The organism is Campylobacter sp. (assembly GCF_020024835.1).
Lineage (GTDB): Bacteria > Campylobacterota > Campylobacteria > Campylobacterales > Campylobacteraceae > Campylobacter_D.
Map to the genome: position 1 here is coordinate 23,464 of NZ_JAHHTD010000015.1, position 6,060 is coordinate 29,523.

Here is a 6,060-nt window from a genome sequence, read left to right on the forward strand (position 1 = left end):
ATAAACTAAAAAATAAGGAGTAAAAAATGAAAGAGAAACTAATTAAACTCGAAAATGGCGAAGAAGTAAAAATGAAAGCACCTAGTGTACGTATTTTAAAAAATGCTACAAATAAAAGTGATAAAGAAATGGATCAAACTATTTATATGATAGCCACGCTTACAAATAAACAAGAAAGTGACATAGAAGACTTAAACCTTAAAGATTTTATGGCTTTACAAAATGTTCTTAAAGATTTTTTGCAAGAAGCAGGAGTTATAGCTTAGAAGCTATAGCTCTTATAAGTCATACTTTACATTGGAGTTTAAATGAAGTATTGGATTTGGATTTGGAAGAATTTGAAAAAGCTTTAGAAATAGCAAAAGAGTTTTTAAAGACTAAGAATTTTTGATTGTTTTATTTTTAAAAGAACAAAATTTTAAAAATATATGGAAAATAAAGTCTAAAATTGTAATTAAACACCAAGTTGGTAAAACAAGCAAAAGAGCAATAGGTGGCATAATCATCATCAAAATAGCAGTTACGATAATGCTTATAAAATAAGAAAAAATAAAAATAGCTAATGTATCAAAAAAACCATCATTTGCACTTTGATAGCTTATAAAAAAAGCAGGTATAAGTGTTGTTAGCAATAAAGCAACATACGAAATCATATCATCATTAATAAATTTTAAAACTTTCATAGCAAAGATTTTAAAATACAATTGCTTAAAAAGGATTGAATATGGAAAATGCTGGAAGTATTGGAATTGGTGTTATTTTAGGGTTGGTAATTAAAAATGCAAGTGCTGTTGGCAAAGTGGTTAAAGACTTTAGTAATTTAGAAAAAATAGCAGCAAAAACTAAGCTTGGAATTAATGGATTGCAAAAAGAGTTAAACACTCTTAAGCTTAATACCAATTTAAGAGCAGAATTAAAAGCTCAAAGAAAAGGCTTACAAGATGAGCTTTTAAGTTTAGGTAATGTTATTCGAGGTGGAATTATTGGTAAAGGTTTAGGAGAAGCTATTAGCTTTGAATCTGCTATGGCCGATGTGAGAAAAGTTGTAAATTTTGATGAAAATGATAATATCAAAAAAATGAGCGATGATATACTTAAAATGTCTCAAACTTTACCAGTTAGCGCTAAAGAACTAGCATCCATTGCTGCCGCTGGGGGACAGATTGGACTTGGCTCAAAAGATGTAAGAGAATTTACAAACCTTGTAACTAAAATGAAAGTAGCATTTGATATGAGTGCTGAAGATGTAGGCGAAAGCGTAGCTAAGATAAAAAATATTTTGGGTATTTCACTTAAAGATATGCAAGATTTAGGTGATAGTATTAATCATCTATCTGATAATAGCGCTTCTAAAGCTAAAGAAATTATTGAAGTTATGAAACGAACCGCAGCAGCTGGAAAGCAAATAGGTTTTACTAAAGAACAAATTGCAGCACTTAGTTCTTCTTTTATATCTTTAGGCAAAGGTCCTGAAGTAGCAGGAACGGCTATTAATAGCCTTTACAGAGTTTTGGCTACAGCTGATAACATGGGAGCAAAAGCCCAAAGTGCTTTTGCAAGACTTGGCATTGATGGAGCATATTTAAAACAAGCTAGTTTTGATGATCCTCAAAAAGGTTTGGATATATTTTTAGAAAAGATAGCAAAACTAGATCAAAAAGAACAAATGGGCGTGTTAGTCGATATTTTTGGTCGTGATTTTGCAGATGATATGGCAACACTTGTTGGAGGACTTGATACTTACAAAAAAGCTTTAAAAAATGCAAGTGATGAAGCAAAAAAAGACTCTTTGCAGAGGGAATTTGATACAAGAGCAAAAACTACAGAAAATTCTATTACACTCATGAAAAATGCTTTTAATGCTTTAGCTGTTAATTTAGGTTCGGTTTTTTTACCTGCTATATCAGGAGTAAGTTCTGGAATTTCTTATCTTGTTAATGGTATTACTTATATCACAGGACTTGTCCCTGGTCTTAATGGGATTTTAGGAGGGCTTATAGCGACTTTTTTACTTGCAAAACCCGCAGTTCTAGCTTATGCTATTGCTAAAAATTATATGAAAGACTCTATTATTTTATGTAAAAATGCTTTAATGGTGGCAAGAATTCATCTTTTAGCGTTTGCTAATTCTTGTAATATTTCAAAAATATCACTTATTGGCAAAGCTCTTTCATTAAAATTAGTAAGAATTAGACTAATGACTAGCGTGATTGCGGCAATTATTTATAAAAAAACCGTTATAGGATTAAATCTTGCACTAGTAAATCTTTCTAAAGCTTTTATGTATGTAGCAAGATATATTAAAATTTTAACCTTAGCAATGCTTACTAATCCACTTGGTATTGTATTAGCTGCAATTGGTATTATTGCAGGAGTTATTATAGCTAACTGGGACAAAGTTAAAATTTGGTTTGCTTCTTTTGTAGAATGGTTAAAGCCAATATTTAATCCAATAATAAATATTTTTAATTCTATTTGGCAAGGAATAAGTGATTTCTTTTATGGTATTTTTGGTGGCATGTTTGAATGGTTTGGAGATAAGCTTTCTTGGATTAGTGATGCAATAGCCTCTGTAGGAAATTTCATCAATGATGTTTTAGGATTTTTTGGCTTAAGTGATGATGAGGTTAAAGTAAATACCAACAAACAGAGCGAAGAAAAGATTATTAGTGCTTATACGGATGAATTACCACAAACAAAGAATATTAAACAAATGCCAATTAATTCAAGCCCAAGCTTTAATAATGGTAATATTAATGTAAGTGTTAATGGGACTTTTAACATAGCCACTAAAGATGGTAATTTTAATATGCAAGAATTTGCCACTGCTATACAAAAAAGCGTATTTGATGCTTTAAAAAAGCAAGAACAAAATAAAATCAATACTACTATTTATGGATAATTTATGAGCGATTATATAGAGATTAAAGGACTTGAAAATTTTTTTAAAGCTTGTGAGAAATTAATAGATATGGATAAACACGGGCAAAGCATTTTAGCAGGTGCTGGTGAAAGTATGAGAAATGCTATTATAGATTCTTTTAAAAACGAACGCAGTATTTTTGATGGAAAATGGCAAGGTTTAAAACCAGCTACAATAAAACAAAAGATAAAAGAAGGAAAAAATAATGGTATTTTAAAAAGAGAAAATGAATTAAGCAAAGAAACGAATTGGCAAAGCAAGGTAAGTAAAAATAGCGTAGAAGTCTTTAACAATATACAAACTAAAAATGGTTTTAAGTATGGACTTATTCATCAATATGGTAGCAAAAAGAAAAATATACCTGCAAGAGCTTTTTTGCCTATAGATAACAACAATGTTTTACACCAAAGTATAAGAAGTGTGATTTATAAAGATACTAAAGCTTTTATTCAAAATATTATTAAGAATAAATAAGAAAATGTGACTTTGTTTGTAAAAAGCCATAAAAAGGAAAGCTTTAGCCTTCCTTCTTCTAAAAACTAGCAAAAGCATTATAACCTTCTTTTTAGAAGCTAGCTAATTAAATTTTATTTTAAAAGGAATTTGTTATGAACACTATAAACAAATTTCTAAAAACTAGCCCATTAATTAAACCTACACAAACCAAACTAAAAGCTGCTTTTGCTTGGGTTGGTGGTAAAAACTATTTAGCTAAAGAAATCATTGCTTTAATGCCAGAACATAAAACTTATATAGAAGTTTTTGGTGGAGCTTTGAGTGTTTTTTATCAAAAAAGCCCTTCAAAAATAGAAGTCATTAATGATATAAATAACGAACTTATCAATTTACATCTTTGCATAAGAAACAAACCTCAAAGTTTAAATAATGTATTAAATTCTTTATTTGTAAGTAGAAAGATATTTGCAATGATAAAAAATAAAGAATTAAAACCAAAAAATGATATAGAAAGAGCTGCTTTTTATTTTTATCTTATAAGCACTTCTTTTGGATCAAGTATGGGACAATTTGCTATGAGCAAACAAAGAGCACCAAAAAGATTACTTAGAGATTTTAGCTTACACACACAAAGGCTTAAGCATACTAGCATTGAAAATAAAAGCTTTGAATATATTTTAAAAGAATATGATTACAATGAGGCTTTATTTTATTTAGATCCGCCTTATGTGGGGACTGAAAATTATTATAAAAACACTAATGGTTTTGGAATAAAAGAACATAAACTATTAAATGAGTTGTTAAAAAATATCAAGGGTAAATTTATGCTTTCTTATAATGACTGTGAGCTTGTAAGAGAGCTTTATAAAGGCTTTAATATCAAAGAATTAAAGATAAGATATTCTTTAAATAATAATGTTTTAAAAAGAAAAGAAAGTAAGGAGGTTTTGATAATGAATTTTTAATTATTTTAGAGAATATTTATATTCTCTAAAATAATTTATTATTTAAGCAAAATGGTTAAAAATTCTAAAGCTTCTTTATTAGATTTTACCTCATACTCTAAATAATCTTTCTCTAAAATAGCTCCGTATTTAATTAAAAGTAAAATAGCTCCAAAATTATTATGATTAATTGCATAAATGATTGGTAGTGTTCCCATAGCTTCTTTTGTAGCACTCACACCATTTTGAAGATACTCTAATACAGCATCATTATCACCATTGCAAATTGCTCTTATAAAATTTCTTGTATAACCTTGTTTTATATTGTTTTGTATTCTTGACATTTTATATCCTTTTGTTTTGTTAAGACTACAATAGCTTGATAATGCTGAATGTGTGCTGTTGTAAGCTATATTGTTTTAACCCAACTTGATACTACATTTAATAAATGATTATAGTCTTTACTTGTAGCTTCTTTAAAAAACTCATCTCTAATATTTTTGTGTATTTTAGCTTTTTTCAAAGCACTATTAACTCTAGCTAAAATTGAAAAAGCATTACCATCTTCTCCAACTAATCTAACTTTTATATTTGGATATTTTATACTCATTTTTAACCCCTTAAAATTCACAAAAAGTGCTTTTTAATTCATATCTTTGTTTTTTATCATTGTATTGAATTACAAATTTTCTACCAATTATGTATCTTTCAAATAAAGGCACTTGTATAATGGTTTTATCTTCATTAATTTCAAGTATTTTTGCAATAAAATAAGAGTTTATACTCATATTATAAATACTCATAAGCTCTACGAATTATCTCTTACTAGATAATCTTTTTTTGATAGTCTTTTATGTAAAATCTTAAATTCATCTTCTAAATCTTGCATAATTTTTTCTTTTAATTTTTTATCTCTTTCATTTTTTCTCCTTTTGTTGATTAAACACACAATAGCTTGGCTTAGCTTATTGTGTGCTGTTAGATTTTAGAAAACTCTCCAACTACCACTCCAACTAATAAAAAATCTCCATTTTTATAAAATATGTCTTTATATAAAGTGTTTAAAGAGTGTAAAATTACTCCATTATTTTGTTTTAAAACTTGTTTGATAAAAAGTCCATCTTTAGTATTAATTACACAAATACTTTTGTTTTTAAAAGTTTTATTTCTATCTATTATGCAAATACTTTTATCTTTGATAATTGGCTCCATACTCTCACCATAGCAAGTAATAAGCTCACAATCTTTTGTTTTAAAAAAATCTAATATCTTTTGATCTATTAATATGTTTTCAAAGTCTAAAATATCATTAATACCACCTCCACCTAAGCTAGCATTAGTTTTATATAGTTTTAAAATTTTATATTTGTATTCACATTCTAATTGATCTTTTGGAGAGCTTCCATAAAAGAAGTAATTAATACTAATATTTCTTTTTTCTAAGAAGTTTAAAATGTGTGCATAGGGAATGGAGTTTCTAAATTTCATAGAATTAAAAGTGTCTGGGTGGATACCTAATTCTTTAGCTATATCTTTTGTTTTTAATTCACGCTTACCTTCACTTGCAAGTATATCTTTTAACTTCTCAATTACTTCTTGCATTTGCATATTAAATCCTTTTATTTTAGTTTAAAAGAATTTAACAAAAAATTACAAAAAGCAATGAAAAGATTTTATTTTGAAAGCTATAAATTATTCTATTAGTAGCTTTCTTAATACACTATTTTTTGAATTTAT

10 protein-coding genes are annotated in these 6,060 nt (G+C 27.6%); 4 read left to right on the top strand and 6 right to left on the bottom strand.

The features are described from left to right. Window positions 1-26: 26 nt before the first annotated feature. Window positions 27-266, top strand: coding sequence for a phage tail assembly protein (locus QZ429_RS03955; RefSeq protein WP_257933509.1), 240 nt, complete (start codon window positions 27-29; stop codon window positions 264-266). A 111-nt stretch (window positions 267-377) separates the two neighbouring features. Here QZ429_RS03955 and QZ429_RS03960 read toward each other — a convergent pair whose 3' ends face one another. After that, window positions 378-683, bottom strand: a complete 306-nt coding sequence (locus QZ429_RS03960; RefSeq protein WP_291951421.1) for a hypothetical protein — start codon at window positions 681-683, stop codon at window positions 378-380. Window positions 684-724: 41 nt separating this feature from the next. Here QZ429_RS03960 and QZ429_RS03965 point away from each other — a divergent pair, with 41 nt between their 5' ends. The 3 genes from QZ429_RS03965 (at window position 725) to QZ429_RS03975 (ending at window position 4,344) form a co-directional block, all read left to right on the top strand. Then, window positions 725-2,902, top strand: coding sequence for a phage tail tape measure protein (locus QZ429_RS03965; RefSeq protein ID WP_291951424.1), 2,178 nt, complete (start codon window positions 725-727; stop codon window positions 2,900-2,902). Window positions 2,903-2,905: 3 nt separating this feature from the next. Beyond that, window positions 2,906-3,397 (top strand): virion morphogenesis protein, encoded by a 492-nt coding sequence (locus tag QZ429_RS03970; RefSeq protein WP_291951427.1) that lies wholly within the window; start codon window positions 2,906-2,908, stop codon window positions 3,395-3,397. 134 nt (window positions 3,398-3,531) lie between these two features. Then, a complete protein-coding gene (locus QZ429_RS03975) occupies window positions 3,532-4,344 on the top strand; it encodes a DNA adenine methylase (RefSeq protein ID WP_039650128.1) in 813 nt (270 codons plus the stop codon). A gap of 38 nt (window positions 4,345-4,382) precedes the next feature. On the opposite strand, the gene QZ429_RS03980 is transcribed toward QZ429_RS03975, so the two are convergent. The 5 genes from QZ429_RS03980 to QZ429_RS04000 all read right to left on the bottom strand — a co-directional run bounded on the left by QZ429_RS03980 (window position 4,383) and on the right by QZ429_RS04000 (window position 5,931). After that, entirely contained in the window at window positions 4,383-4,667 is a 285-nt protein-coding gene (locus QZ429_RS03980) for a hypothetical protein (protein WP_291951434.1), read from the bottom strand. Between the two features lie 65 nt (window positions 4,668-4,732). Next, window positions 4,733-4,927 (bottom strand): hypothetical protein, encoded by a 195-nt coding sequence (locus QZ429_RS03985; RefSeq protein WP_366559226.1) that lies wholly within the window; start codon window positions 4,925-4,927, stop codon window positions 4,733-4,735. A 16-nt stretch (window positions 4,928-4,943) separates the two neighbouring features. Next, window positions 4,944-5,126, bottom strand: a complete 183-nt coding sequence (locus QZ429_RS03990; protein ID WP_291951440.1) for a hypothetical protein — start codon at window positions 5,124-5,126, stop codon at window positions 4,944-4,946. Between the two features lie 5 nt (window positions 5,127-5,131). Then, entirely contained in the window at window positions 5,132-5,272 is a 141-nt protein-coding gene (locus QZ429_RS03995) for a hypothetical protein (RefSeq protein WP_291951443.1), read from the bottom strand. Window positions 5,273-5,301: 29 nt separating this feature from the next. Further along, window positions 5,302-5,931 (bottom strand): S24 family peptidase, encoded by a 630-nt coding sequence (locus tag QZ429_RS04000; protein ID WP_291951446.1) that lies wholly within the window; start codon window positions 5,929-5,931, stop codon window positions 5,302-5,304. Window positions 5,932-6,060 lie beyond the last annotated feature (129 nt).

Excerpts from the sequence above, each read along its gene's own strand:
- QZ429_RS03955 (WP_257933509.1), top strand. The coding sequence starts at position 27 with ATGAAAGAGAAACTAATTAAACTCGAAAATGGCGAAGAAGTAAAAATG.
- QZ429_RS03990 (WP_291951440.1), bottom strand. The coding sequence starts at position 5,126 with ATGAGTATTTATAATATGAGTATAAACTCTTATTTTATTGCAAAAATA.
- QZ429_RS03970 (WP_291951427.1), top strand. The coding sequence starts at position 2,906 with ATGAGCGATTATATAGAGATTAAAGGACTTGAAAATTTTTTTAAAGCT.
- QZ429_RS03960 (WP_291951421.1), bottom strand. The coding sequence starts at position 683 with ATGAAAGTTTTAAAATTTATTAATGATGATATGATTTCGTATGTTGCT.
- QZ429_RS03965 (WP_291951424.1), top strand. The coding sequence starts at position 725 with ATGGAAAATGCTGGAAGTATTGGAATTGGTGTTATTTTAGGGTTGGTA.
- QZ429_RS04000 (WP_291951446.1), bottom strand. The coding sequence starts at position 5,931 with ATGCAAATGCAAGAAGTAATTGAGAAGTTAAAAGATATACTTGCAAGT.
- QZ429_RS03975 (WP_039650128.1), top strand. The coding sequence starts at position 3,532 with ATGAACACTATAAACAAATTTCTAAAAACTAGCCCATTAATTAAACCT.
- QZ429_RS03980 (WP_291951434.1), bottom strand. The coding sequence starts at position 4,667 with ATGTCAAGAATACAAAACAATATAAAACAAGGTTATACAAGAAATTTT.